Annotated in this window: 25 protein-coding genes and 1 rRNA gene; 11 read left to right on the top strand and 15 right to left on the bottom strand. The window is 40.0% G+C overall.

Annotated features, from left to right (window positions below; all coding sequences use genetic code 11):
* The first annotated feature begins 714 nt into the window (after positions 1–714).
* A complete protein-coding gene (locus F3D68_RS09990; RefSeq protein ID WP_151194294.1) occupies positions 715–1,296 on the top strand; it encodes a cysteine hydrolase family protein in 582 nt (193 codons plus the stop codon).
* Here F3D68_RS09990 and F3D68_RS09995 read toward each other — a convergent pair.
* The 7 genes from F3D68_RS09995 to F3D68_RS10025 form a co-directional block, all read right to left on the bottom strand.
* Positions 1,293–1,643, bottom strand: coding sequence for a histidine triad nucleotide-binding protein (locus F3D68_RS09995; RefSeq protein WP_151194295.1), 351 nt, complete (start codon positions 1,641–1,643; stop codon positions 1,293–1,295). The two genes, F3D68_RS09990 and F3D68_RS09995, sit on opposite strands and share 4 nt — an antisense overlap.
* Before the next feature lie 4 nt (positions 1,644–1,647).
* Positions 1,648–3,312 (bottom strand): ubiquinone biosynthesis regulatory protein kinase UbiB, encoded by a 1,665-nt coding sequence (ubiB, locus tag F3D68_RS10000; protein ID WP_151194296.1) that lies wholly within the window; start codon positions 3,310–3,312, stop codon positions 1,648–1,650.
* Positions 3,305–3,925, bottom strand: a complete 621-nt coding sequence (locus F3D68_RS10005) for an SCP2 sterol-binding domain-containing protein (RefSeq protein WP_151194297.1) — start codon at positions 3,923–3,925, stop codon at positions 3,305–3,307. Before F3D68_RS10005 ends, ubiB begins: the two co-directional genes overlap by 8 nt.
* A 9-nt stretch (positions 3,926–3,934) precedes the next feature.
* The gene (gene ubiE / locus F3D68_RS10010; protein WP_151194298.1) at positions 3,935–4,693 is read right to left on the bottom strand and encodes a bifunctional demethylmenaquinone methyltransferase/2-methoxy-6-polyprenyl-1,4-benzoquinol methylase UbiE; all 759 of its coding nucleotides are present in this window, start codon (positions 4,691–4,693) and stop codon (positions 3,935–3,937) included.
* Between the two features lie 276 nt (positions 4,694–4,969).
* Positions 4,970–6,526 (bottom strand): ATP-binding protein, encoded by a 1,557-nt coding sequence (locus tag F3D68_RS10015; protein ID WP_151194299.1) that lies wholly within the window; start codon positions 6,524–6,526, stop codon positions 4,970–4,972.
* A gap of 170 nt (positions 6,527–6,696) precedes the next feature.
* A complete protein-coding gene (locus F3D68_RS10020) occupies positions 6,697–8,253 on the bottom strand; it encodes an ATP-binding protein (protein WP_151194300.1) in 1,557 nt (518 codons plus the stop codon).
* An 88-nt stretch (positions 8,254–8,341) separates the two neighbouring features.
* Positions 8,342–8,539, bottom strand: coding sequence for a hypothetical protein (locus F3D68_RS10025; protein WP_151194301.1), 198 nt, complete (start codon positions 8,537–8,539; stop codon positions 8,342–8,344).
* 361 nt (positions 8,540–8,900) lie between these two features.
* Here F3D68_RS10025 and rpsU point away from each other — a divergent pair, with 361 nt between their 5' ends.
* The 7 genes from rpsU (at position 8,901) to F3D68_RS10060 (ending at position 15,728) form a co-directional block, all read left to right on the top strand.
* Complete coding sequence (gene rpsU / locus F3D68_RS10030; protein WP_117002909.1) at positions 8,901–9,113, top strand: 30S ribosomal protein S21; 213 nt, start codon at positions 8,901–8,903, stop codon at positions 9,111–9,113.
* Positions 9,114–9,248: 135 nt separating this feature from the next.
* On the top strand, positions 9,249–9,695 hold the full coding sequence (locus tag F3D68_RS10035) for a GatB/YqeY domain-containing protein (RefSeq protein WP_117002908.1): 447 nt from the start codon (positions 9,249–9,251) through the stop codon (positions 9,693–9,695).
* 9 nt (positions 9,696–9,704) lie between these two features.
* The gene (gene dnaG / locus F3D68_RS10040) at positions 9,705–11,489 is read left to right on the top strand and encodes a DNA primase (RefSeq protein WP_151194302.1); all 1,785 of its coding nucleotides are present in this window, start codon (positions 9,705–9,707) and stop codon (positions 11,487–11,489) included.
* A 333-nt stretch (positions 11,490–11,822) separates the two neighbouring features.
* The gene (rpoD, locus tag F3D68_RS10045; RefSeq protein ID WP_151194303.1) at positions 11,823–13,736 is read left to right on the top strand and encodes an RNA polymerase sigma factor RpoD; all 1,914 of its coding nucleotides are present in this window, start codon (positions 11,823–11,825) and stop codon (positions 13,734–13,736) included.
* A gap of 56 nt (positions 13,737–13,792) precedes the next feature.
* On the top strand, positions 13,793–14,182 hold the full coding sequence (locus F3D68_RS10050) for a DUF1425 domain-containing protein (RefSeq protein WP_151194304.1): 390 nt from the start codon (positions 13,793–13,795) through the stop codon (positions 14,180–14,182).
* An 87-nt stretch (positions 14,183–14,269) separates the two neighbouring features.
* The gene (gene recA / locus F3D68_RS10055) at positions 14,270–15,298 is read left to right on the top strand and encodes a recombinase RecA (protein ID WP_151194305.1); all 1,029 of its coding nucleotides are present in this window, start codon (positions 14,270–14,272) and stop codon (positions 15,296–15,298) included.
* Positions 15,285–15,728, top strand: coding sequence for a regulatory protein RecX (locus F3D68_RS10060; RefSeq protein WP_151194306.1), 444 nt, complete (start codon positions 15,285–15,287; stop codon positions 15,726–15,728). The genes recA and F3D68_RS10060 overlap by 14 nt, the downstream gene beginning before the upstream one ends.
* Before the next feature lie 234 nt (positions 15,729–15,962).
* Here the strand turns inward: F3D68_RS10060 and F3D68_RS10065 are convergent, their stop codons facing one another.
* Positions 15,963–16,205, bottom strand: a complete 243-nt coding sequence (locus F3D68_RS10065; protein WP_151194307.1) for a hypothetical protein — start codon at positions 16,203–16,205, stop codon at positions 15,963–15,965.
* A 152-nt stretch (positions 16,206–16,357) separates the two neighbouring features.
* Here F3D68_RS10065 and F3D68_RS10070 point away from each other — a divergent pair, with 152 nt between their 5' ends.
* Entirely contained in the window at positions 16,358–17,278 is a 921-nt protein-coding gene (locus F3D68_RS10070; protein WP_151194308.1) for a hypothetical protein, read from the top strand.
* Here F3D68_RS10070 and F3D68_RS10075 read toward each other — a convergent pair.
* The 4 genes from F3D68_RS10075 to F3D68_RS10090 all read right to left on the bottom strand — a co-directional run bounded on the left by F3D68_RS10075 (position 17,275) and on the right by F3D68_RS10090 (position 21,268).
* The gene (locus tag F3D68_RS10075; RefSeq protein ID WP_191092795.1) at positions 17,275–18,495 is read right to left on the bottom strand and encodes a type II secretion system F family protein; all 1,221 of its coding nucleotides are present in this window, start codon (positions 18,493–18,495) and stop codon (positions 17,275–17,277) included. The genes F3D68_RS10070 and F3D68_RS10075 overlap by 4 nt on opposite strands.
* A 19-nt stretch (positions 18,496–18,514) precedes the next feature.
* On the bottom strand, positions 18,515–20,221 hold the full coding sequence (gene pilB, locus F3D68_RS10080; RefSeq protein WP_151194310.1) for a type IV-A pilus assembly ATPase PilB: 1,707 nt from the start codon (positions 20,219–20,221) through the stop codon (positions 18,515–18,517).
* 77 nt (positions 20,222–20,298) lie between these two features.
* On the bottom strand, positions 20,299–20,646 hold the full coding sequence (locus F3D68_RS10085; protein ID WP_151194311.1) for an outer membrane protein assembly factor BamE: 348 nt from the start codon (positions 20,644–20,646) through the stop codon (positions 20,299–20,301).
* A gap of 34 nt (positions 20,647–20,680) precedes the next feature.
* The gene (locus tag F3D68_RS10090; protein ID WP_151194312.1) at positions 20,681–21,268 is read right to left on the bottom strand and encodes an SIS domain-containing protein; all 588 of its coding nucleotides are present in this window, start codon (positions 21,266–21,268) and stop codon (positions 20,681–20,683) included.
* A 98-nt stretch (positions 21,269–21,366) separates the two neighbouring features.
* Between F3D68_RS10090 and F3D68_RS10095 the strand changes: the two genes are divergently transcribed.
* A complete protein-coding gene (locus F3D68_RS10095) occupies positions 21,367–22,131 on the top strand; it encodes a hypothetical protein (protein ID WP_151194313.1) in 765 nt (254 codons plus the stop codon).
* Positions 22,132–22,153: 22 nt separating this feature from the next.
* On the opposite strand, the gene F3D68_RS10100 is transcribed toward F3D68_RS10095, so the two are convergent.
* Genes F3D68_RS10100 through F3D68_RS10110 form a run of 3 tightly spaced genes read right to left on the bottom strand, consistent with a single transcriptional unit; the run spans position 22,154 to position 25,203 of the window.
* Positions 22,154–23,290, bottom strand: a complete 1,137-nt coding sequence (locus tag F3D68_RS10100; RefSeq protein WP_151194314.1) for an ABC transporter permease — start codon at positions 23,288–23,290, stop codon at positions 22,154–22,156.
* Entirely contained in the window at positions 23,287–24,237 is a 951-nt protein-coding gene (locus tag F3D68_RS10105; protein WP_151194315.1) for an ATP-binding cassette domain-containing protein, read from the bottom strand. Before F3D68_RS10105 ends, F3D68_RS10100 begins: the two co-directional genes overlap by 4 nt.
* 15 nt (positions 24,238–24,252) lie before the next feature.
* Positions 24,253–25,203, bottom strand: a complete 951-nt coding sequence (locus tag F3D68_RS10110) for an HlyD family secretion protein (protein WP_151194316.1) — start codon at positions 25,201–25,203, stop codon at positions 24,253–24,255.
* Positions 25,204–25,595: 392 nt separating this feature from the next.
* Between F3D68_RS10110 and F3D68_RS10115 the strand changes: the two genes are divergently transcribed.
* Positions 25,596–25,807, top strand: a 16S ribosomal RNA gene (locus tag F3D68_RS10115); the annotation flags it as partial.

Below are 25,807 nucleotides of genomic sequence, written 5' to 3' on the forward strand. Positions count from 1 at the left end.
TCTTAGAAAGCCGCTTCTTAAGTTGCTCAATTTCCTCTTTTAATCGAGCATTTTCACGCTCAAGCGTGTCGATTCTAGCCAATAGCTCTTGAATCATTTTTTCTAGTTTCATATCCATCGATCAAATTACGCCATATTTATTTGCAAATGAAAATATCAAATCTGGAAAAATTTCCAAAAATTACTGTTTATCAAAATCTAACCTGCTGGGTAGTTACGAATTTTTTTGCTTTATATTTTGCGTGTTTTTAGCAAGTTGAATTTTGATAATAGTCCTAGCTATTACCTGCAATCCAACTTGCCAAAATCTTCACAAACTATTTTACAACCAAACACCGCAAAAAGATTTATGATGGGTATGCTTTTGATAAGGAATTTTGTGCCTTGGATGGATGTAATCTTTAAAGTTTCTATATAGCTATTTAGTTTTTACCATTAGCAATTTAGTATTATTTTGGATTAAACTAAGTGGCGTTGAGTTGTGTTGTTATAACACGCGAGCTTGTTAGTACGAACGTTGGCTGAGCGAAGTTAGAGCCGTTGCATATGGCGTTTAAATCACCTCATTTGGATTTTCGGGTCAAGTCTGAGAGTGACAGTAAACCGTCATATTCAGGCTCGATCTTAATATCTATGATTACCAACAAACGATTGTTTAGCTATATATCACTGACTGGAGCTAAATGAAATATCATATAACTTAAGGAATTTATCATGCAAAACACATTAGTCTTAGTTGCAGACTTTATTAACGAGATCGTAGATCCAAAGGGTGCTTTTGGTGCACATAATGCTGCTCGAGTTATTGAGCATGAGACGATGGAAAAAGCCAATCAAATCATCGCTTGGGCAAGAAAACATAAGGTGCTGATTGCGCATGTTAAAGTAGGTTTTGAAGCACATTATCAAGAGTGCCCTCAGCATTCGCCGATGTTCGGTAAGGCGCCAGAATACGGTGTATTAAAACTGGGGACATGGGGAACTGAGTTTCACGAAAAAATGGATGTAGAGCCTCAAGATGTCATTCTTACTAAGCACCGCGTGAGTGCATTATATGGCACGAATTTGGAACCTGTATTAAGGGCAAATAAAATTGAACGCGTAATCATTTGTGGCGTATCAACGACTTATGTGGTTGAAGCGACAGCACGCGAGTTGCATGATCGTGATTATCAAGTGGTTATTGTTGCTGATGCCTGTAATGCAGCAACCAAAGAGTCGCATGAAGCAAGTTTAAGTGCACTATCGCGTTTGGCACAAATCACGACAACAGCTGAGTTTACCAAAGAAAATTAAGTGTGTAGCAACGCATCCTTTTTGGTAAAGCGCCCACCTAATATATGGTAATGCAGATGATAAACAGTTTGCCCGCCTGCTTTACCAGTGTTTATCAAAGTCTTAAAGCCTGCTTTAAGCCCCAAAGTTTGTGCAATTTTAGGGATAGCTAAATTAATTTTACCAACAAGAGGAATATCCTCATCTTCAAGATGATTTAAGCTATCGATATGCTTTTTAGGGACAACAAGCACATGCGCTTCAGCTACAGGGAAAGCATCATGAAACGCCAAAATATCAGCGTCTTCATAGACTTTATTTGATTTGATTTCACCATTAATAATTTTGCAAAAAATACAATCACTCATTGATCTAATCCTTTTGTTTTGAGAAAAAAGTGTATAGTAACAGTGCCACACCAACCCCAGCAACAACAGCATAATGTTTGTCAATAAACTGATGCAAGGTGTTTAATAGCTCACCTTGAAACCCGGAGATAATACCAAGTGCGGTTAGTGAAATACCAAAGCCAATCATAACACCGTGGCGTTTAGAGTGCTTAACCTCTTTGCTTTGATCTGGTGGTGCTAAGCTATCACGCTTAGCCTGATTAACTTGAGCATTTAATAAGTCAAATAACAGCTCAGGCACATCAGGCAAACGTTCACTCAAATCAGGAATGCTTGCCATTGAACGCTTAATAAAGCCTTGCCAGCCAACACGCGTCTTCATCCATTTCTCTAAAAATGGCTTAGCAGTTGCCCATAGGTTAAGCTCAGGATAGAGATCTCGTCCTAAGCCTTCGATATTTAATAAAGTCTTTTGTAATAGTACTAATTGCGGCTGCACAGACATATTAAAGCGCCTAGCTACTTGAAATAGACGCATTAAGGTATAGCCAAATGAGATATCCGCTAATGGCTTTTCAAAAATAGGCTCGCATACGGTGCGGATCGCCGATTCTAACTCATCGACACGGGTATCATAGGGAACCCAGCCTGATTCGATGTGCAGCTCAGCTACCTTTTTATAATCACGATTAAAGAAGGCTAGAAAATTACCAGCCAGATAACGCTGATCCTCGCGTGTCAGCGTGCCGACGATGCCAAAATCAATAGATATATATTTAGGATCTTGTGGGTTGGTTGCATCGATAAAAATGTTGCCTGGATGCATGTCGGCATGAAAAAAACAATCGCGGAAAACTTGTGTGTAGAAGATTTCAACGCCACGCTCAGCTAAGAGTTTAAGATCGGTATTAAGGGATTTTAATGTGTCAATATCAGAGACAGGGATGCCCTTTATTTTCTCAATGGTTAATAGATTACTGCGGCAATATTGCCAATACACTTCAGGCACGTAATGAATGTGACTGTCTTTGAAGTTGCGTTTTAGTTGTGAGGCATTGGCAGCCTCGCGCTGTAAATCAAGCTCATCAAGAAGATTACGACTAATCTCAGCCACGACCTCAACGGGACGTAAACGCCGCGTTGCCGGCACATAACGCTCAAGCATATGTGCAAGGGTCTTTAATAGCTCTGTATCTTGTACTAATACTTTTTCGATATTTGGACGCAAGACTTTGACCACAACTTCTTGACCATTGGCAAGTGTAGCACTATGCACCTGAGCAATCGATGCTGATGCCAAAGGGGTGATGTCAAACTGTGTAAAAGCGTCATTAATCGGTTGCTGCAATGCCTTTTCAATCACTTTACGTGCATATTCGCCCGAAAAAGGTGGTACTTTGTCTTGTAGCTTGGCAAGTTCATTCGCAAGATCATGCGGTAATAAATCGCGACGTGTAGATAGTGCTTGCCCAAACTTAATAAAGATAGGTCCCAACGTCTCTAGTGCTAAACGTAAGCGCGTGCCACGATCAAGCTTATTGCCTGCAAACCAATAATAAGGGTTAAAGATAAGCGTGATTTTAAGTACGCGCAATAAGGGTAAATCAGCCATCATTGTGGTGACGTTATATTTATTTAGCACGTAACCAATATAGATCAGGCGTAGCCATTTTTTAAGTTTAGTCATGCTGATCACCATTGGCATTAATGTGGCGAGTTATCTTGGTAGTGATACGCTCTAAGTCCTGTTTTAACAGCTGAATGTCACTGAAGAAATCCTCGACTTCTTCTTTGCATGGGAAAAGCTCTTTTTCATATTGAATATATTCTCTCAATTCATGCGGCAGACGCTCTTTGCTTGTCACCCACCATGCTTTAATGATATCAAGCGGTTTGGCTAAAAAAGAATTTAGTGAAGTCGTTTGGCCTGAAGTTAGTGTGAAGATCAGATCAGGGCGAATCGCTTTGAAGAAGTCGCGATAACGCTCAAGCACATGCATATCACCAATGAACTTAGCATCACCTTGTTGAATATGGCTTTGTGGATGTTGACTTAATGCCATTGCGATTAATGTTCCCGAGCTTGCTGTCAGTAGATTGGCTGAGTGGGTGCTTTCAGCTAATTCAAATATAAGCTTATCTTCACTTGGTTCAAAACAAAAACATAGATTAAGATCATTAATGGCAATATAAAGAGGCTGATTATTCAGCTTTTCGAGCAAATAGGTTTTCTGTGGATCTAAGCTAAGTACTTTATCGAGTATGAGGTTAATTGATTTAATGATCATTTGTTCATTCATTTGATCACCTTAGTATTTAATACCCATATGTAAGGCAACAACGCCGCCAGTCATATTCTGATAATCTACCTTATCAAAGCCCGCATTTAGCATCATCTCTTTTAGTGTGTCTTGATCTGGGTGCTTGCGAATAGATTCCGCAAGATAGCGATAACTATCGGCATCTTGGGCAATGAGCTGTCCCATAAACGGTAGAATCTTAAAAGAATACTGATCATAAATCTCGCTTAATAATGGCAGGATTGGCTTTGAAAACTCAAGTACCAACAAACGACCACCTGGTTTTAATACGCGTTGCATTGAGGCTAATGCCGCATCTTTATCGGTCACATTTCTAAGACCAAATGAAATCGTGATGCAGTCAAATGTATTATCGGCAAAGGGTAAGCACTCGGCATTGGCTTGAACATATTCGATATTGCCAACACAACCACGATTGGTGAGTTTCTCACGACCAACATTTAGCATTGATGCATTGATGTCACTTAATATTACCTTGCCATGATCACCGACTTTTTGGGTGAATTGATAAGCCAAATCACCCGTACCACCTGCTAGATCAAGAATCTTTTGATCTGATTTGACTGAGGCTTTCTGAATGGCGATTTTCTTCCATAAACGGTGTACGCCAAATGACATCACGTCATTCATAATGTCGTATTTTGCTGCCACCGAATGAAAGACATCGGCGACTTTTTGCTGTTTGTCTTCCCAGTTGACTTCTTCAAAGCCAAAGTGCGTGGTTTGATCGTGTGGTTTTTTATGCATAAGATAAATGAGCGAAGCTTATTATTGCTAGGCAGTATATACCTATAAGAGGCTATTTCACAGCGTTTCTTGGCTTGCGATTGTGCTAGGTTATCGTCCATGGTGAAACTGGATTGCCGCGCATCCTGCTCACAATGACGATTCTCTTGGGCTTCTGCTCGCAATGATACTCCTCTGACTTGTCATCCTGAGCCAGGAAGGCGCGAGGATCCAAGGCGTAGCTGCCATGGATGGTAATGATCGATGGCAGTAGTCTTTTGTGAATAATGACTTTGATTACCTCTCAACGACTTCAAAACCGTTAATGGTGCGTAAGTTATAATCAAACGAAATCCCCACTTGATAGATCGGTAGCTCAAGATGGGTAAATTTCAACGCATAGTTTTTATCGATAATCTGCTGTACGGCTTTTGCGGCTAAATCTTCACCTTGACTGACCTTAAACTCAAAAATAATGACCTTTTTACCCGTGATAATAATCGACATGTCGATGCGACCTTCAGAGGTATGATCTTCTAGTTTAACGTCATAACCAAGGGCGGCAAAATAGCTATAAATAATCGCGCAATAATAACCTTCATAGCGATGTAATGGTGTTTTGCTATAGTAATCATAGGGAATGCTACTGTAAAAGCTTTGAATGGCTTTAGCAAATTGACCCCAGTCATCGCTTAATAACGCACGGTTAATGGCAAGTTGATTGGCGGTGGCATCTTCCTGAGTAAGCCCAATTTTGGTCAGTTGTCTATTTAGGGCCGTTTTCACTTCAAAATTTGGGTAGCCTAAACGATACCAAAGATCTTGACCAAAATAAAATTGCTCTTTTATCGTTAGATAACCACTTTGCAGCATTAATGCTGCAATTGGGATATTGTTAACATCAATGCTATTTAACGCATCAGGCGTTGCTTCATAATTCTCAAGCTCAGGAATTATGTCGCGGCGTTTGCTGATGAGCTTGATTAAAAAAGTGGGTGTACCAGTTTCAAACCAGTAACTTTGATACTGTTGATTTCTAAAGAATAACAAGATATCAAAAGGGTTGTAGACTTTTTGTTTTTCAGAACCTGCAAAATTATAGCCGTTGTACCAGGCTTTGAGTTTGCCAAGATCAACATTGGGTAGATAATCATCGAAAGTATTTTCTAACTCTTCTTGGGTGTAGCCACATAGATCAGCAAATCGTGCTTGGAAGGAGATGTCTTCCAAATTGTTTAAACCACTAAATAAACTTACCTTAGAAAACTTAGATACTCCAGTTAAAAAGACAAAGCGTAAACAAGCATCATTATCTTTGATGACACTGTAAAGACCCTTGAGAATCTCGCGATTGCGCAGCGCCTTATCGGATTCATTAATGACATCGAGAATGGGTTTGTCGTATTCATCGACCAAGAATACAACGCGTTGATTGTATTTTTGATATAAGGTTTTAATGAGCTGATCAAGTTGCAGGTCATAGTGCATGCTGGTGTCTAACTCAACATTATAACGTTTAGCATTATCGCTTAACTCACGGCTAATCCATTGTAGTAAGGACTCTTCAGAAAACACGGCTTTAGATCGCCCAAAGCTAAAATGAATGATAGGAAATATTTCATTGAAATCCCATTTATCTTCAATATATAAGCCTTTAAACAGCTCACGCTTGCCAAGAAATAGCTGCTTTAAGGTGTCAATAGTTAAGCTCTTACCAAAGCGTCGTGGGCGAGATAAAAAGTAGTAGGCATCTTGCTCAATTAAATTAAGTAAATGCTTGGTTTTATCAACGTAAATCATATTGGGTTGACGCATTTTCTCAAGGGTTGAGTAGCCAATTGGTAATTTTTTCATGCGCTTATTATGTCTTTAAGTAAAACCATTACTGGCATAGAGTGTAGCAAAGAACGCATGACTTAGGAATAGCAGAGTTATCCGCAAGCTAGGGGTGTTCAGATCCAATGCGTAGCTGCCATGGATGGTAATGATCGATGGCGGTGGTTTTTTGTGAATAATTCCTTTGGTTATTTTTCAACAACCTCAAAACCATTGATTGTCCGTAAGTTATAGTCAAATGAAATCCCCACTTGGTAGATTGGTAGCTCAAGATGGGTAAATTTCAACGCATAGTTTTTATCGATAATCTGCTGTACGGCTTTTGCGGCCAAATCTTCACCTTGACTGACCTTAAACTCAAAAATAATGACTTTTTTACCCGTAATAATAATCGACATGTCGATGCGACCTTCAGAGGTATGATCTTCTAGTTTAACGTCATAACCAAGGGCGGCAAAATAGCTATAAATAATCGCGCAATAATAACCTTCATAGCGATGTAATGGTGTTTTGCTGTAGTAATCATAAGGAATGCTGCTATAAAAGCTTTGAATGGCTTTAGCAAATTGCTGCCAATCATCGCTTAATAGTGCGCGGTTAATGGCAAGCTGATTAGCATTGGCGGCTTCGGTGGTTGTGCCTAGTTTGGTAAAGTGCTGGTTAATACTGCTGCGCACCTCAAGATTGGGGTAGCCTAATCGATACCAAAGTAAGCCACCATAGTCGATGGTATCTTTAATGGTCAAATAACCACTTTGCAGCATTAATCCTGCGATAGGAATACTGTCAACATCGATGCTATTGATAATGTTTAAATTTGCTTCGTAATTCTCAAGATCAGGAATAATCGCACGTTGTTGCTCGATGATCTTAAGCAGAAAGCTTGGTGTGCCAGTTTCAAACCAGTAATTTTGATACTGATTAGCATTGTCAAGAAAAAGCAAGATATCAAAAGGGTTATAGACTTTTTGCTTTTCAGAACCTGCGAAGTTATAGCCGTTATACCAGGCTTTGAGTTTGCCAAGATCAACATCGTGTAGATAATCATCAAAGGTGCTTTCTAACTCTTCTTGGGTGTAGCCACATAAATCTGCATAGCGATAGTGAAAGGAGATATCCTTTAGGTTATTCAAACCACTAAACAGGCTCACTTTAGAAAACTTAGACACTCCGGTTAAAAAGACAAAGCGTAAACAGGCATCGTTGTCTTTAATAACACTATACAGCCCTTTAAGGATCTCGCGATTGCGCAGTGCCTTATCAGACTCGCTAATGACATCGAGAATGGGTTTGTCGTATTCATCGACTAAGAATACGACGCGTTGATTATATTTATGTTTTAATGCTTTGATTAATACATCAAATTGAGCGCTGTACTCTAAGTTGGGGAGTTCAATTTCATACGCCTTGGCGGTATTAAGTAATGTCTGGTCAATAATTTCGAGTAAGGTCTTTTCGCTATTGATTGCCTTAGAGCCACCAAAGCTAAAATGAATGACAGGAAATATTTCATTGAAATCCCATTTATCTTCAATATATAAGCCTTTAAACAACTCACTCTTGCCAAGAAATAGCTGCTTTAAGGTGTCAATAGTTAAGCTCTTACCAAAGCGTCGCGGACGGGATAAAAAGTAGTAGGCATCTTGCTCAATTAAATTAAGTAAATGCTTGGTTTTATCAACGTAAATCATATTGGGTTGACGCATTTTCTCAAGGGTTGAGTAGCCAATTGGTAATTTTTTCATGCGCTTATTATGTCTTTAAGTAAAACCAGTATTGGCATAGAGTGTAGCAAAGAACGCATGACTTAGGAATAGCAGAGTTATCCGCAAGCTAGGGGTGTTCAGATCCAATGCGTAGCTGCCATGGATGGTAATGATCGATGGCAAAGGTGATTCGTGAATAATGACAGGTTGTTGCGGTTGCTAGGTTATCATTCCTGACAAAACTGGATTGCCAGTCCATCTCACAGCGCGCTAGCTTGCAAATCGAAACTTGGAGTATCGCACCTGATAGTAATAATTTATTCATTGCAACAATTCGTATGATTTGGCATTTATTAGAATCTGTGAGCTGGGATTGTGGCTTAGTATAGTGCGAACATTATTAGATTGAAATATGTTCAAAATGATGAGTGGAATGCTGCAAAATACCAAAATTGTTGTCTCCCTTGTAACTCTGGTGCTTTTCTTTGTTCAACGTATTGAATTAAAGTAAACGGTTACCGAATTTATTGCAAAAGTCATTTGCCTTTTAAGAGAAAAGTTTGTAGACTTAGCGCGCATTTAATTTTAGCTGTCTTTAGAGTGTTCAATAAAATGAATCAGAAGCGTGTAAATTAGATAATTGATTTTAAGAAAAATTTAGATGGCATTTAAGCGAGGTGAGATGTATGCCAGCAGTACGTGTAAGAGAAACAGAACCGTTTGATGTTGCATTGCGCCGTTTCAAGCGTAGCTGTGAAAAAGCGGGAATCGTTTCTGAGCTTCGTCGTAGAGAGTTTTATGAGAAGCCAACATGGGAGCGCAAGCGCAAAAAAGCAGCAGCAGTTAAGCGTTCAATGAAGCAGTCTATGCGTTCAACTCCAGCAGCAGCTCGCCGCTAGGAAGTAAGAGAAGTAAAAAAGATTGCAATAAATAGTCAGCCAGCTATGCTTTAACGGTGTAGTTGGCTGTTCTATTTATGCAAACTAAAAATATATAAAATTTATCAAATAAATAAAACTGTTAGGATTTAGCAAATGTCTGAAATACGCGCACGTCTTGTTGAAGATATGAAAACCTCAATGAAAAACAAAGATAAAAACCGTTTATCAACGATCCGTATGGCGTTGGCGGCATTTAAGCAAAAAGAGGTCGACGAGCGTGTTGAGGTAACTGAGGATGATGTGATCAGTATCCTGACTAAAATGATCAAACAGCGCAAAGACTCTGCAGAGCAGTTTAAGCGTGCCGGCAGAGAAGAGCTTGCGCAAAAAGAACTTGATGAGATTGAGATTTTACAAGTTTATTTGCCAAAACCACTATCAGAAGACGAGATTATTGAAATTATTCAGCGTGCCATTTTAGAAGTTGGCGCCTCTTCAGTGAAGGATATGGGTAAGATTATGAGTGTGATCAAGGCAGAGCTTAACGGTCGCGCTGATATGGGCAAAGTCGGTTCAATGATTAAATCACAATTATCGTAAAACATTGCCATGAAGGGGAATATTCCCGCTGATTTCATCCGTCAAATCGTCGCATCGACGGACATTGTTGACGTTATTTCAAAATATGTCACGCTCAAAAAAACGGGCAAAAATTTCATGGCGTGCTGCCCGTTTCACAATGAAAAAACGCCATCATTTTCAGTCAGTCCCGACAAGCAACTATATCACTGCTTTGGCTGTCATGCCTCGGGTGATGTGATTGATTTTATTGCAGATTATAATAGCTTGAGTTTTATTGAGGCAGTTGAAGAGCTTGCATTAATGCAGAATCTTGAAGTGCCTTATGACCAAAGTGCGAAAGATCAATCCAAAGATAAACTCACTCAATCAATCTATGACGCCCTACAAGCAGCCAATAAATATTTTCAATGGTGTTTGCGCTTTGATGCCGATAAGGATGAAGTTATCGAGTATATTAAATCGCGAGAACTCTCGGCAAAAACAGCGAAATATTTTCAGATGGGTTATGCGCCCAATCAATGGCAAGCATTGTATGATGTGCTGAAAAAACAATTTTCACTGGATGTTTTGGATCAGGCAGGCTTAGTGATTCGTAAAGATAAAGGTGGAGCATATGATCGCTTTCGTGAGCGCTTAATGTTTCCGATACGCAATCGTAAAGGTTCAGTTGTTGGCTTTGGTGGACGTGTATTACCTAATAAAGATGCGAATCCTAAATACCTTAACTCGCCTGAAACGCCGGTTTTTTTTAAAAGTCATGAGCTATATGGCTTATATGAGCTTAAAGAGCAGCATAAAAATCCTGAGCATATCATGGTGGTTGAAGGCTATATGGATGTCATTGGCTTACATCAACATGGCTATACCAAAGCAGTTGCGACATTAGGAACTGCTTTATCAGCATCACACTTAAAGACATTGTTTCGCCACACTTCAGAGATTATTTTATGCTTTGATGGTGATACAGCTGGGCAAAATGCAGCGTTAAGGGCATTTGAGATGGTTCTGCCTGTGCTTGATGAGCATAAAAAAGCACGGTTTTTGCTATTGCCCAAAGAACATGACCCTGATTCATTTATCAAAGAAAGGGGACTAGAAGGTTTTAGAAGTGCCTTAAAAGAAGCCTTAAGTGCAGCAGATTTCTTTATCCAAAATCTATTAAGTAAATATGATTTAACTAGCGCGGATAGCCTGGCGCAATTGATTGAAGAGGCAAAGCGAGTGCTAAAAGCCATTCCTGAAAGTGCCTATACGCTGATGATTATTGAGCAGTTAGCGAAAGCAACTGATGTGTCTTCGTTGCAGTTGCAACGAATGATCAAACAAAAGGCGCATGATGTAAAACAAAATGATAACAACATGCAGCTAAAACGTTGGCAATTAAATGTTAATAAGCTGAGCCTAGTTGAGAAGGCTCTAGCATATTTGTTAAGTATGCCAACAGAAGTGCATGATGCGTTAAGTGCGCAACCGGCAGTAGAATTTGAGTGTGTAACAGAGCAGCACTTTATTTTGCTTGATGCTTTGAAAGTAATCAGGCAAAATAGCGGGCTGTCTTCTGCTGTGCTTGTGCAAATGCTTGTTGAAAAATATCCGCAATTTAAGGCGTATTTCTATCAGCTATTGCAAGCACAAAGTGAGCTTGATGCAGTGCAGCTTATTGATGAATTAATGGCGATGTTAGATAAGATAATGAAGCAGGCATGTCAAAACGAATTAGAACACCTGATATTAAAAGCAAAAACATCTATCTTAACAGCGACAGAAAAACAAAGAATGCAAGCAATTTTATACAAAGTAGAAAAAATATAGCTACACTTGATTTATGTTGCTAAATCGCCAAAGGGGTAAGTGTATTGGGTGTGATCATCGATGTGATTTGGACGTTGATAGGTCGCTTTTCATGCGCGCGCTTAGCGATGTAAATAACTGAAGTTACGCATTTTAGAAAAAACTATGACTTTAAAAACACCCCGTTAGCCTGCGGCTGCCACCCCTCTTGTGAAGAGGGGAATTGGGCAAAGGTTGATTTTACATTCCCCTCTTTGCAAGAGGGGTGCCTAGCTTGCGAGGCGGGGTGTTGAAAGAGAGAAAGTGCATAATTTCAGTAAATAAGTAGTTAAGAAACTTAGAAGTGAGATTTTAATGTCAGATCAAACAAAAGAACAACAGCTCTCAAGAATCAAAGAGTTATTAGCATTGGGACGTGAACAAGGCTATTTGACCTATGCCGATGTTAATGATTATTTACCCGATGAGATTACTGACCCTGAGCGCATTGAAGAAGTGATTCAGATGATCAATGATGTCGGTGTTAAGGTGTTTGAATCTGCACCTGACGCGGAAGATTTGTTATTACTTGAAGCTGAATCAGAAAACACATCAGATGATGATGCAGTACAGGCTTTATCTTCTGATGGTGACTTTGGACGCACGACGGATCCCGTTAGAATGTATATGCGCGAAATGGGTGCGGTTGATCTATTAACACGCTCTGGCGAGATTGAAATTGCTAAGCGGATTGAGCAAGGTACTAAAGAGGTACTTAATGCGCTGTCTGAATACCCTTATGTCATTAAGTCATTATTAGGTCGCTATCAAGACTTAACCGATGCGGCACGTGAAGATCACATGCAGCTTGAGGATGAAGAAAGAGAGGAAACTCCGTTATATAAGTTTATTAAGTTCTCTGATTTAATCTCGGGCTTCAATGAAGGCGATGAAATTGACGCATCAGGCACAGATGTCGGTTCGATGCTTGACAATCCTGAGGATACTTTAGAGGAAAATCAAGCAGAAGAGGCTAGCTCTGATGATGAAGAAGAGGAGTCAAGTGGCGGCACCGTGGATACCGCGGAAGATACAGGTCCTGACCCTGAAGTGGCAGCACAAAAATTTGCGGAGCTTGAAGCTAAGTTTAATTACCTGTTAGATCAAGAAGTAGGCAGTAAAGCATATATTAATGCAGCCAGTGAAGTATCGGTATTATTTTTAAGTATGCGTTATACCAGTGCGCAATTGAACCGCATGATTAACTCAATTCGTGGCTTGGTGACTGAAATTCGCGGACATGATCGTAAAATCATGCGTTTGTGTGTTGAAAAAGGCAAGATGCCTAAGCAGTATTTCGTATCACGTTTCCAAGGGCGTGAGACCGATACTGACTGGTTAGATGGCTGTATTGATAAGCATCCGGATCTTGTCAATGTGCTTGAAGATGCTAAAGCAATTCAGGTAAAACTAGGATTAATTGAAGATCGCGCGGATATGTCAATTTATGATTTGCGTGAAGCAAGCAAACGTATTTCAGTAGGTGAAGCAAAAGCCCGACGCGCTAAAAAAGAGATGATTGAGGCTAACTTGCGTTTGGTGATTTCAATTGCTAAGAAATACACCAACAGAGGCTTACAGTTCTTGGATTTGATTCAAGAAGGTAATATTGGCTTGATGAAAGCGGTTGATAAGTTTGAATACCGTCGTGGTTATAAGTTTTCCACTTATGCAACCTGGTGGATTCGCCAAGCAATTACCCGTTCAATTGCCGATCAAGCACGCACGATTCGTATTCCTGTGCATATGATTGAGACGATTAATAAGCTTAATCGTATCTCGCGTCAAATCTTACAAGAAACAGGTAAAGAGGCGACTCCTGAGGAGTTAAGCCAGCATATTGATATGTCGGAAGATAAGATTCGCAGGATCATGAAAATTGCCAAAGAGCCGATCTCGATGGAAACACCCATTGGTGATGATGAAGATTCTAATTTGGGTGATTTTATTGAAGATTCAGTGTCTGATTCACCAGTGGATAGCGCGACAAGCGAGAGTTTGCGTGAAGTGACTAAAGATATTCTAAGCACACTAACCGAGCGTGAAGCAAAAGTTTTGCGTATGCGCTTTGGTATTGATATGAATACCGACCACACATTAGAGGAAGTTGGTAAGCAATTTGATGTGACGCGTGAGCGTATTCGTCAGATTGAGGCAAAGGCACTGCGTAAGTTAAGACACCCATCGCGCTCTGAAACATTAAAGAGTTTCTTATCTGAATCATCATAAGTGTATTTTTTATTTCAGCTAATACTGTTTATTTACGTATCAAAGGAGTTATAAAGATGGATATGATTAAGCTTAAATATGTAAGTGTTGCCACTTTGTTAGCGTTAGGGTTAACAGGGTGCGCCAGTCGTTGTATTACAATTCCAGCCAATGCAACCTCTGCAGAGAGTTTTGGTTCTGGATTTGGTCAGCTAAAAGCCATGCAGCCAGTGGTAAGAACCTCAGCAGGTGATACTATCCAAGGGCAAGTTTTGGTGCAAAACAAAAAATCAGCAACTCAAAACTTCCAGTATCAAGTGCAATGGCTAGATAAAAGTGGTTTCAATGTCGGACAACCACAGCCATGGACGCCAGTAGAAGTGTATGGTGATTTACAAAAGATGATTACCTTTAGCGCGCCAACACCAGATGCCACAAGCTACAATATTTCTTTTTGTCGCGTGTAGAGTATTATCCCTTTTGTTCATTCCGCATAAATGTTACATTAATTCCCGTGGTTTAAATCTTAAATATTTATCTATTCGAGGAAGTTTATGAGCAATAAAGAACAAGCATTAAACTCAGCATTAGCGCAAATTGAAAGACAGTTTGGCAAAGGCTCAATTATGCGTATGGGCGATACTGATTTAGCTAAAGATATTGATGTTATTTCCACAGGATCAATTGGCTTAGATATCGCTCTAGGGGTTGGTGGTTTACCAAAAGGACGTGTGGTTGAAATCTATGGCGCGGAATCTTCAGGTAAAACGACATTAACATTACAAGCAATTGCCCAGTGCCAAAAAAATGGCGGAACAGCGGCATTTATTGATGCTGAGCATGCGCTTGATCCGGTATATGCCGAAGCTTTGGGCGTTGACCTTAAAAGTTTAATCGTGTCACAGCCAGATACAGGTGAGCAAGCGCTTGAGATTACCGATATGTTGGTGCGATCAGGTGGCGTTGATATCGTCGTTGTTGACTCGGTTGCTGCATTGACGCCAAAAGCCGAAATTGAAGGTGAAATGGGTGATTCACATATGGGCTTGCAGGCGCGTTTAATGTCACAAGCCTTACGTAAATTAACAGCAAATATCAAACGCTCTAATACATTGGTTGTATTCATTAACCAGATTCGTATGAAGATCGGTGTGATGTTTGGCAACCCTGAAACAACCACAGGTGGTAATGCTTTAAAGTTCTACGCATCAGTGCGTTTAGAGATTCGTCGTGGCAGCCCGATTAAAAAGGGTGACGAAATTTTAGGGAATGAGACCAAGGTTAAAGTCGTTAAAAATAAAGTTTCGCCACCATTTAAGCAGGCAGAGTTTGATATTCTCTATGGTGAAGGAACCTCTCTTGAAGGAGAGTTAATTGATCTAGGGGTTAAATATAACCTAGTCGATAAAGCCGGTGCGTGGTACAGCTACAATGGTGATCGAATTGGACAAGGGAAAGATAATGTGCGTGTGTATCTGAAAGAAAATCCTCAGGTTAAAGAGAGTTTACACAAAGCATTAATGACGACCTTGCTACCGAATACGGCAAAGGAAAAATCAGTAGCCAGCGATGCCGAAGAATAATAGCGAGCGCGATTATCTTTTTTATCTGTTATCTAAGCAAGAATATTCCTATGCGCAACTAAAGCAAAAATTAATTCAGCGCAACCATATCCCGTTGACTGAGATCGAGAACTTACTACAAGAGTTTGTCGATAATCATTGGCAATCAGATGAGCGCTGTGCTGAGCTCATGATTAAAAGTGCTTTGTATAAACACTATGGTTTGTTGCGGATTAAACAAAAGCTTGTATATGAAAAAGGGATAGATATTACTATTTTTGAAAAGGTGATTAATGCGCTTGATATCGATTGGTTTGAACAGGCGGAATTATGCTATCAAAAGAAATATAGTGATAAAGCGCAAGATCCAAAGGAGAAAGAAAAGCGCTTACAGTATCTACAGCGTCAAGGTCATCATTTGAGTATGGCGTTGGAAGTTGTGTCTTCTTGAGCTAGGCTGAAATTAAATAGGGTTTTTCCATTACTTATAAGGTTTTAAGAGTGGCGCACCCGAGACGATTTGAACGTTCGACCTTTGGCTCTGGAGAGGGTTAGGAGGCATTTTCGGGTTTTTTTTGGTTCCGTGTCAATATGCTGTATTAAGCTGCAAGTGAATAAAGTTAAGCTGTTAGGATTGGATAAATCCAATACAGATAAAGATCGTAACGATAACAAAAATACCTAATCACTCAGGAGCAACAGCCGATTTGTCATGAGAGTCTTTCCAGTAGAATTGATTTTCAACAATCGGTTGTTGGTTTTGTGGCATGGCATAGTTTTGATCATTGGGATTGTAATAGCCAGGTGTTTTCGGTTGGCTATCAGCATTAGGCGAGTTAAAAGCACTAAATTGATTCTGTGTGCAAGCGCTTAATATCATTGCGAATGATCCGATAAGTGTCGCATTGATTAATTGTTTTTTGGTCATCGTGGGATAAATCCGTTTAGTCAAATGTCCTCAAAGTATGGTAGATAAGGTATGGATTTGCAAGTAAATGCTGGATCAAGGTAGTGGTTGTTATTCAAAAAAGATAGAATTATCAGCGTTAAGTCAAATACATATTGTTTAGGAAGAATTTAATGAATAAAACAAAAAAAATCATCTTATTGAGTGCAGCGTCACTGTTGTGTCTAAATGCCTATGCTGATAATAACACCCCTTCAGAGTCAACGATTAGCTTTTCTAAAAGTAGCGAGGTCATCGTTAAATCAACAACTGCGCTTGTTAATATTATCGTTAATGCAACTGCTTTGCAGGGTGATAATACGATTATTCAAAAAGCAGCGATTCAAAATCTATCGGGAGTTTTACCAAAGATTGATTGGAAAGTTGTTGATTATAAAGAAACACAAGCAGATAGTGGTGCACAAAACATTCGCTTGGTTATTCAAGCACGTTTAACCAGTGAAGAAATTAAAATCTTACAAAAAGAATTGAAGAACAATAACTCAAATAATAGTCGCTTCAAAGTTGAGGTCGTTAATTTCGACCCAACCCCTGAGATGCTAGATCAAGCCAAAGACAATACGATGATTTCGATGTATCAGTCGATTGAGCAATATGTGAATGACTTCAATAGCAAAACCAATAGCCATTATTTCATTCGCTCGGTGAGTTACAGCATTAATGAATCTGCTATTGAGCCGCGTGCGGTTATGTACACTAAAATGAATATGTTGGCAGATGCTGCACCAAGCAATAACGATAATCTTAGCGTTTCTAAAAAAATGGTAATGAGTGCCTATGTGACCTTGGCGCAAAAGGATACTGATCACTCAACGACAAAGGATGTGAATATGAAAACGACTCAAGTTTTGCCGCCTGCTTATTTGCAAGTACCGGGTTTTAAGCAATGCCTACAAACTGTTGATAAAGGAACTTGGACTGCATGGTGCATGCCAAAGACTCAACCGCAAGGGTGCAGTGATAGTAGCTGGAAAGCATTAAGTGATTTAAAAGCCCAGGGTAAATTAAACGGCATGGATGATTGTGCGAATTAAAGCGCCTCACCAAGACTAAACATCGGCACATACATACTGACAACCAAGAAGCCAACGATACAACCTAAGATAATCATAATAATCGGCTCTAAGGCGCTACTGAGATTAGTGACAAGGACATCGACATCTTCCTCATAAATCTTAGCAATATTGGCAAGCATTTCCTCAACTTGCCCTGATTCTTCACCTACCGAGATCATCTGCAGCATAAGCCCTGGGAAGACATGGGTTTCAGAGGCAGCGTGCAACATTGTGCGTCCTTTGGATACTTCATCTCTGATAAATAATGTCGCTTTTTCATAGCGCGAGTTACCTGTCGCATTGGCAACCGTTGTTAGCGCATCAAGCAAGGGCATCCCCGCTGAAGAGGTAGTCTCGAGCGTGCGCGCAAAGCGGGCAAGAGAGGATTTTTGAATGACTTTACCTAATACAGGCACTTTAAGTAAAGTGTAGTCGATCCATACTTGCACTTTGGGATAGCGTTTTTTAGCTACTTTAAAGAGCACGATGATTGCAACGACGACGACAACTAAAATCCACCAGTATTTCTGACTAAACTCAGAAATATCAATGGTGATTTGGGTGATGGTCGGCAGTTTAGTACCGGATGAAATAAAGATATCAGCAAATGCAGGGACTGCATAGTTTAATAAAACCCAAGTCACAATAATCGCGACACCAATGACCATCACAGGATAGGTTAGTGCTTTTTTGACTTTCTTCTTAATGCTTTGCACTGATTCGCGATGTGAGGCAACGCGATCAAGCATAACATCAAGCGTTCCCGACTCTTCACCGGCGGCACATAAACTACAAAAGAGTTTATCAAAGTATTTGGGATGCATCTTGAGGGTGTCACTAAAAGAGTTACCACTCTCAACGTTTTGTTTGATCTGAATGAGAAGCTTCTTAAATGAGGTATTTTTGCTTGATTCCATAATCGTATCTAATGCGCGAATAATCGGCACCCCGGCATGCGCCATGGTTGCTAATTGTCGCGCGAGCAAGGTAATCTCAGCCTCTTTAATACGCTGCGGGAATAGCTCAATCGGTTGCTTTTTGATTTTGCTGATTTTAATACCATTGCGCTCAATCTGTGCTTTGGCAAGATCAATGTTGATCGCTTCAATAACACCATTGGTTTTAATGCTGCGGCGATCATAGCCAGACCACAGAAACGTTTGCTTTTTGATACTGGTTTTTTTTGCTGTTTTCATCCATTCACCTTGATCAGTATTACATTGAGGTAACGCGATGTGCTTCTTCAATTGAAGTGACACCATGCACTACCTTGATTAAAGCAGACTGCTGTAGATTATCAATCCCTTCGCGCTGTGCCTGTTCAGCAAGTGTTAAGGTGCTGCGACCCTCGACAATCAAGCGACTCATCGCCAGACTCAACGGCATCACCTCATAAATAGCAACGCGTCCACGAAACCCTTTAAAACAACGCGCACAACCCTGTGGATCATTGGTATATGCGGTAAATTCTTTTTCAACATGAACTGGGCGAATGCCCATATCTAATAATAATTCACGGGTAATATCAGGCGCTGGCTTTTTGCAATGCGGGCACAGCTTACGTGCCAAACGCTGCGCGATAATCAATGACACAGAAGAGATGATGTTATAGTGCGGAATCCCCATGTCTAATAGGCGGTTTAAGGTTTCCGGTGCGCTGTTGGTATGCACAGTAGATAATACCAAATGCCCCGTTTGTGCGGCTTTAATGGCAATATCTGCTGTTTCAAAGTCACGAATTTCACCAATCATAATAATATCGGGATCTTGACGTAAGAAAGACTTTAAGGCGCGGGCAAAGGTCAGACCCTGCTTGTTATTGATTTGCACCTGATTGATGCCATTAACGTTGATCTCAACGGGATCTTCAGCGGTTGAGATATTCTTATCAATGGTGTTGATAATGTGCAGTCCAGTATAAAGTGTGACCGTTTTACCACTTCCTGTTGGACCTGTTACCAAGATCATGCCTTGAGATTGTTTTAATGCTGCAAGATAAATTTCTTGTTGGTGCGGCTCAAAACCAAGTTTATCAACACTAAGATTAGTTTTTGCCTGATCTAAAATCCTTAAAACAACTTTCTCACCAAATGCCGTTGGACAGGTGCTGACCCTGAAATCAATGACATGTGTTTTGGATATCTTTAACTTAAAACGTCCATCTTGCGGAATACGTTTCTCTGCAATATTTAATTGCGACATGATTTTAATTCTAGCGGCAGTACGAGCTGCGATTTTAAGAGGAGGTGTGGCAATTTCTTGCAAAAGTCCATCAATTCGATAACGAATTCTGAAGTTTGTAGCATATGGTTCAAAGTGGATATCCGAAGCGCCTTTATTAATTGCATCAACAATAATCTTATTGATGTATTTGATCACCGGCTCATCGTTATCACCAAAGTCATCATCATCTTCAAAGTCATCAGTCTCAACAATATCAAGGTCAATTTCTTCAAGATCCATGCCTTCAAGCGTTTTCATAGCATTGTCAGTGGTGTTCTCGGTCACTTCTTTGATAAAGCGTCTAAGGTGTGTGTCATCAACAATGATTTGTTCAATATCTAGATTGCTGAAAAAGCGAAACTCACGTACGGCGTTTAGGTTTAATGGATCACTGGTTGCTAATAGTAATGTGTTATCTTTTTTGTAAAGTGGCAAACAGACGTAGTCATTGATTAGACGCTCATCCAAAAAAGCACGTGGGAAAAAATCCAAATCATAAGCATTCAGATCAAAAAGAGGCAAGTTAAAAAATTGCGATGATTCAATAGCAAATGCATTGGCATCAAGGAGCTTCTTGTTGATCAAATGAGTGATAAGCGGCTCATTGCTATTGTCTATTTCATCAATAGCTTGTTCAAGATCATCATTATTAATAAGGTTTTGGCTAAGTAGAAAACTACTGATTCCGTGCTGAGTCATAAGCAATCAAATGGTTATCCATTACATGCTAGACAGTATAGGTGGAAAAAGTTGAATTATCTATGTGATGGCAAGAATTACTTGCTGATATAAACGGTTTCAGGTGGTGAGTAATCACCACTTACTTGCGCGAGCTTGTTATCTTTGAATGTTAAAATGAGTTGTTTTTCCGAGCGCGGGGCATCAAATGAGTTTTGGAAGCTATAGATATAGTTCCACTGATCTTGGGCAAAAGGGTCAATGACATCCGGTGTGCCTAGGATGTACTTAATTTGCTCTTTGGTCATGCCAGGTTTGATCTGTTTCATGATGTCTTGAGAAATGATCTTGCCCTGCTGAATCGGTGGTGTGTAGGGTGTGAAAATACTGCACCCTGAAAGTAGTAGTGTTCCGCACGCAGCGAGAAAAACAAGTTGTTTTTTCATAGTTATAACTTTTATCACTAATATTTATATTTGGTTATACGCCAAAGAGACCGTGGTCAATTGCTTCACAAAGACAGTTGATAATTGTCAGTTGTCCTTCGTGGATACAAGCAACTTGCTCAGAAGGGATGCAAATCTCAAGGTCACTCGGCCTGTACATGGCACGTATCTTACCACCATCTTTGCCGGTTAAGCTAATAATATGCATATTTTTTTCGTGTGCTACTTTGATCGCTTCTACGATACTTTCTGCATTTCCTGAGGTGCTCATGCATAACAAAATATCTTCAGATTGCCCTAAAGCACTAATTTGCTGTGAAAAGGCATAGCGAAAACTGTGATCATTTGCAATAGACGTTAATGTCGCGCTATCGCTAGATAAAGAGATGGCGGGTAATGCCGGGCGCTCCATCGAGAATTTGTGTAAAAGCTGGGTGCTAAAGTAATTAGAAAGTGCTGCCGATCCGCCACTGCCACAGCTTAAAATCTTCTTGCCAGATAAAATGCTTGACACCAACACTTGACCGGCATGAGCGATGGCATCGGCTAAGCCATCGGCAATGAGGATGCTTGTTTGAATTGAGTTACTAAAATGATCTTTAACGCGATCTGAGAATTCCATATTTAAATTCCTGCCATCTAAGCATTGCTATAACTATAAGATTTGATTAATCTGCCACAATAACTTTTTTAGGTCAAATGGCTTTACGGAAATAATCAATGTTGAAAAATAAAGGTGCTATTGTTAACACCCTTAAAAGTGCATGGCAGATGTATCGTGCAACACTAAAATCGTGCTTTTTATTGGCAGTTATCAGTGCGGCGATTGCGGAGTATTTTAAACTATATGCGCTAAACTCGGGTGTTGGCGAGGCGATACAAAGCTATATGCAATCAGGGAAATTGCCAGATAGCTTGCCAGATGCGCAGTTCTTGGCATTTTTAGGTTTGTTTTCGATGTTTGTGACCATGTGTGTTTATGGGCTTTTGGTATGTGTTGGTGGTAATTATCTTAAAGAAGGTGTTGCACAAAAAGAGGTGATCAAAAAAGCATTTGTCATTTTCAAAAAGCGCTTTCCCTTATTCTTAATGGTTTGCATTTTAAATGGCTTTTTATGGTTTTTGGCAAGTTTCTTAAATATATTTGGTCTGTGGTTAGCGGCAAGTTTTACGCTTATTTTATTACCGACGGTGCTTCTTGGTAATGTGGGTGTGTGGATGAGCTTTCGTGAGAATTTTCGCTTATTAACAGGCAATCTTCTTTATGCCTTGCAATTAGGCTTTATTGTGATGTTAGTGCTTTTACTTAAGTATGTTGTTTATGCGCTGTTTATGGCAATAGGTCATGCTGGTGATATGAACTTTGGCATTGAGCATGTTGTTATTGTCTTTGTCGATGCATTAACTTTGCCATTTATTATTATGATCATGGTCGCAGCATTTGATGAGCTTAATGCGCGTGATGATATGCCGATTCAGTCTTAGGACTTGGAGAATAATAAAACGATTATAATGTTTGCTTGTAACGTAACATTGCAATAATGCCAATAATCACCGTGAATAAAAGCAAAGCACCAACCTCAGGCATTGCCGTAACAAAATCATTGCCCTTTAACATAATGCCGCGAACGATTCTTAAATAATGTGTCAAAGGCAAGCAATCACCAAGAATCTGTGCCCAGCGCGGCATCCCATAAAATGGAAACATAAAGCCTGATAGCAAAATAGACGGCAGAAAGAAGAACATCGTCATTTGTAGTGCTTGCAGCTGGCTGCTTGAAAGGGTTGAGAACAAAATGCCAACAAAAAGATTGGCTAAGATAAACGGTAATGTGTAAATCAGTAATGTGCCAAGACTGCCATTCATCGGTACATCAAAGAGAAAGAATGCGGCAAATAGAATAATAAACATCTGCACGTAACCCACGAACAGATAAGGAATAATCTTGCCAAGCATGACCTCCAACGGTCTTAATGGTGTTGCCAGTAATGTCTCAATCGTGCCGCTTTCCCATTCACGAATAATTGATAAGCAAGTAACCATAACCATTGTCATGGTTAAAATAACGCCGATTAGTCCTGGCACTATATTAAACTGCGTATCATTTTCGGGATTGTATTTGGAATGGACGACTAACTTAAAAGGTGGGTCATCGGTTTTGAGATACTGCAAACCATTTTTGCTTAAATCATGATTGAAAACGGTCTCAGCCAATTTATTAAGCGCCAAAATGGCATTAACACCTCCAGAAGGCTCTGCCGCATCATTGATCACCAAAAGCTCAGGTTTCTCGCCACGAATCAATTTTTGTGTGAAATCAGCCGGAATAACAAAGATAAACGACAGCTTACCACGCGCAAGTGCCTCTTGCGCTTCATTGAAACCCATTTTATTGCTGGTAAATTCAAAGTATTTGGTGTTCTGCAGTCCGCTAACTAATGTGCGTGTGAATTGGCTTGGGTCATTGTTGATCACTACCGATGGTAGGTAATTGGGATTAAGATTAATGGCATAACCAAAAAGAACTAATTGCACAATAGGGATCCCAATAAGCATCATGATGGTGCTTTTATCGCGACGCATTTGCACAAACTCCTTGAATAAAATGGCGAGTAAGCGTCTTAAGTTAATAGCAAAACTCATGAGAAATTATCCTTATTGTTTAGCATTAAATGGATAAATATATCTTCCAGTGTTGGCATGATTTGATGGTGTTGGTAATCGCTAGCTAGTGTATGCGCTAAAATGTCGTCAAGTGCGGTTGTTTTTTTAGAAGAGACATGTAGTGTTTGACCGAATAAAGAGACTTGCTCAATTTGCGAGATGCCTTCAAGCTTTGATTTAAGCGACTGCAGTCTTGGGCCGATGATCTCAAACGTATTTAATTCAGACTGTTGAATGATTTCTTTCAAGGTGCCCTTTACAAGCAGTTTGCCATAAGCAATATAAGCGAGTTTATGGCAACGCTCAGCCTCATCCATATAGTGTGTGCTGACTAAAGTAGTGACACCTTCTGATGACAGCCTGTGAATCTCATCCCAAAACTCGCGACGGGCTTTGGGGTCAACGCCTGCGGTGGGCTCATCAAGTAGCAAAAGCTTGGGGTTGTGAATGGTAGCACAGGCTAAAGCTAGGCGTTGTTTCCAACCACCGGATAACTCAGCTGCCTTTTGTTTTTTGCGGGCATTGCCAATCTTTAATTGATCAATAGCACGTGCTACTGCTGTTCGTGGACTTTTCAAACCAAAGATGCGCGCAATAAATAATAGGTTTTCTTCAACAGTTAAATCACCATAGAGAGAAAATTTTTGCGTCATATAGCCAACATTAAGTCGAATCAGATTGCCTTGGGTTTTAACATCAAACCCTAAACAAGTTCCTTCGCCCGCATCAAGTGGCAAAAGACCGCTTAGCATACGTATTGTCGTTGTTTTCCCTGAGCCATTAGGGCCCAGAAAGCCATAAATCTCACCTTGATTAATGGTTAGATTGACATGGTCAACTACTAATTGACTACTAAAGGATTTGCATAGTCCGTCAACTTTTATAATGGGTTGTTCATCAAACGCTTGATCAAAAGATGTTTGCATAGATATTCTCCAAGCCTAGTTTAAGAATATACGAACTGGTTGACCTGGATGAGTTTCCGAGCCCACTTTATCAGGTCTTGCTTCAACGCGGAAAACCAGATCATCCAAGGTGGTTTGACTATAAATAACCGGCGGGGTGTATTCAGCGCTTGGTGAGATATAAGAAATCGTGGCGTGTTGCTGGTTAGTATCATTGTTATCGATTGTGTAGCTGATAGGCTGACCTAGGTGCAATGATTTTAAAATCCGTTCAGGCACATAAAAGATAATACGCATCTTTGAAGGGATATAAAAAGAAACAACAGGGCGATAAGCCTGCACTTGTTCATCAGGCCAATAAAAGATGTCATAGATATAACCGTTATCAGGCGCTTTAATATTAAGTTGGGCTAATGTCCAATCGGCAATTTCTTTTTCAGACTCGGCTTGTTTAACGTTTTCTTGTTGTGAGCTAATTTGATAAGGGCGCGCGGGCAGCTTTAATGAAGCCAGTTTGGATTGTAAAGAGCTCAAGGTTTCTCTGGTTTCTTTTTCAATACTCTTGCTTTGATCAAACTGTGATTGAGAAATGCTTTTATCTGCTAAGAGTTTTTTATCACGTTCAAATTGCTGTTCGGCGTAGAGATGTTTGGCTTTGGCTGCTTCAATCTGGAACTCAACCTCACTAATAAACTCTTCGCGCTTACCAGATTGTTGATCATGGTATAGTGCTTTTTGTGAATTGATTTTGGCAATATTGCCTGTGAGTTGGGCATTGTACGGCATGTCATCTAAGGTGGCGATAAGCGTGCCTTTTTTCACAAATTCACCTTTGTGCACATAAAGCGTCTTAAGTGAAGATGAGTTCGGTGATGATAGATAGCGCAGATTAGCTTCCGTATATCCTTGGTAAGAGGGTGTTGAGTCATTGCAGCCACTTATAAGTAAAACCGATGTGATAAAAAGTATAAAATATCCCGCTCGCATAAAGCATCCTTAGCAGTTGAGTCGTCATTTCCTATGCTTACATTAAAGTTTAAAATAGGGGTTTGTCAAACTGAAACAGGGGTGTTAAGTAATGAACACTGTTCTCGGTGGTCTAAAATAAAGCAATGCTATGGGTTTTCAGGTCGCTTTTCAGTCAAAATTCAATAAAAAGCTGTAAAAGTTAAAAAAGATGAAAAAAGGGGTTGCGGGGTGAGAATTGGTGTGTATAATGGCACCTCGTTCTCAGCGAGAATGTTCGTGAGAATGCCTTGGTAGCAAGGTTTTCAAGATGTTTAAAGAGATATAAAATGTAGATACTTAAATACTTTGAGCAAAAATTTTTGCGGATTGTTAGTTCTTGTTTTTTGCAGGAATTAATGATCTAAGGATTTAAACTGAAGAGTTTGATCCTGGCTCAGATTGAACGCTGGTGGTATGCTTAACACATGCAAGTCGAACGGTTTTGTTTTCTTCGGGGAATAAGATAGTGGCGGACGGGTGAGTAACGCGTAGGAATCTGCCGTACAGTGGGGGACAACAGTTGGAAACGACTGCTAATACCGCATGACACCTTCGGGTCAAAGGTTGCTTAGGCAGTCGCTGT

This window comes from Cysteiniphilum sp. JM-1 (genome assembly GCF_008711525.1).
Taxonomy (GTDB): domain Bacteria; phylum Pseudomonadota; class Gammaproteobacteria; order Francisellales; family Francisellaceae; genus Caedibacter.

Bases quoted from the DNA above. Each gene is read 5' to 3' on its own strand.
- F3D68_RS09990 (WP_151194294.1), top strand. From the start codon at position 715: ATGCAAAACACATTAGTCTTAGTTGCAGACTTTATTAACGAGATCGTA.
- F3D68_RS09995 (WP_151194295.1), bottom strand. From the start codon at position 1,643: ATGAGTGATTGTATTTTTTGCAAAATTATTAATGGTGAAATCAAATCA.
- ubiB (WP_151194296.1), bottom strand. From the start codon at position 3,312: ATGACTAAACTTAAAAAATGGCTACGCCTGATCTATATTGGTTACGTG.
- F3D68_RS10005 (WP_151194297.1), bottom strand. From the start codon at position 3,925: ATGAATGAACAAATGATCATTAAATCAATTAACCTCATACTCGATAAA.
- ubiE (WP_151194298.1), bottom strand. From the start codon at position 4,693: ATGCATAAAAAACCACACGATCAAACCACGCACTTTGGCTTTGAAGAA.
- F3D68_RS10015 (WP_151194299.1), bottom strand. From the start codon at position 6,526: ATGAAAAAATTACCAATTGGCTACTCAACCCTTGAGAAAATGCGTCAA.
- F3D68_RS10020 (WP_151194300.1), bottom strand. From the start codon at position 8,253: ATGAAAAAATTACCAATTGGCTACTCAACCCTTGAGAAAATGCGTCAA.
- F3D68_RS10025 (WP_151194301.1), bottom strand. From the start codon at position 8,539: ATGAATAAATTATTACTATCAGGTGCGATACTCCAAGTTTCGATTTGC.
- rpsU (WP_117002909.1), top strand. From the start codon at position 8,901: ATGCCAGCAGTACGTGTAAGAGAAACAGAACCGTTTGATGTTGCATTG.
- F3D68_RS10035 (WP_117002908.1), top strand. From the start codon at position 9,249: ATGTCTGAAATACGCGCACGTCTTGTTGAAGATATGAAAACCTCAATG.
- dnaG (WP_151194302.1), top strand. From the start codon at position 9,705: ATGAAGGGGAATATTCCCGCTGATTTCATCCGTCAAATCGTCGCATCG.
- rpoD (WP_151194303.1), top strand. From the start codon at position 11,823: ATGTCAGATCAAACAAAAGAACAACAGCTCTCAAGAATCAAAGAGTTA.
- F3D68_RS10050 (WP_151194304.1), top strand. From the start codon at position 13,793: ATGGATATGATTAAGCTTAAATATGTAAGTGTTGCCACTTTGTTAGCG.
- recA (WP_151194305.1), top strand. From the start codon at position 14,270: ATGAGCAATAAAGAACAAGCATTAAACTCAGCATTAGCGCAAATTGAA.
- F3D68_RS10060 (WP_151194306.1), top strand. From the start codon at position 15,285: ATGCCGAAGAATAATAGCGAGCGCGATTATCTTTTTTATCTGTTATCT.
- F3D68_RS10065 (WP_151194307.1), bottom strand. From the start codon at position 16,205: ATGACCAAAAAACAATTAATCAATGCGACACTTATCGGATCATTCGCA.
- F3D68_RS10070 (WP_151194308.1), top strand. From the start codon at position 16,358: ATGAATAAAACAAAAAAAATCATCTTATTGAGTGCAGCGTCACTGTTG.
- F3D68_RS10075 (WP_191092795.1), bottom strand. From the start codon at position 18,495: ATGAAAACAGCAAAAAAAACCAGTATCAAAAAGCAAACGTTTCTGTGG.
- pilB (WP_151194310.1), bottom strand. From the start codon at position 20,221: ATGACTCAGCACGGAATCAGTAGTTTTCTACTTAGCCAAAACCTTATT.
- F3D68_RS10085 (WP_151194311.1), bottom strand. From the start codon at position 20,646: ATGAAAAAACAACTTGTTTTTCTCGCTGCGTGCGGAACACTACTACTT.
- F3D68_RS10090 (WP_151194312.1), bottom strand. From the start codon at position 21,268: ATGGAATTCTCAGATCGCGTTAAAGATCATTTTAGTAACTCAATTCAA.
- F3D68_RS10095 (WP_151194313.1), top strand. From the start codon at position 21,367: ATGTTGAAAAATAAAGGTGCTATTGTTAACACCCTTAAAAGTGCATGG.
- F3D68_RS10100 (WP_151194314.1), bottom strand. From the start codon at position 23,290: ATGAGTTTTGCTATTAACTTAAGACGCTTACTCGCCATTTTATTCAAG.
- F3D68_RS10105 (WP_151194315.1), bottom strand. From the start codon at position 24,237: ATGCAAACATCTTTTGATCAAGCGTTTGATGAACAACCCATTATAAAA.
- F3D68_RS10110 (WP_151194316.1), bottom strand. From the start codon at position 25,203: ATGCGAGCGGGATATTTTATACTTTTTATCACATCGGTTTTACTTATA.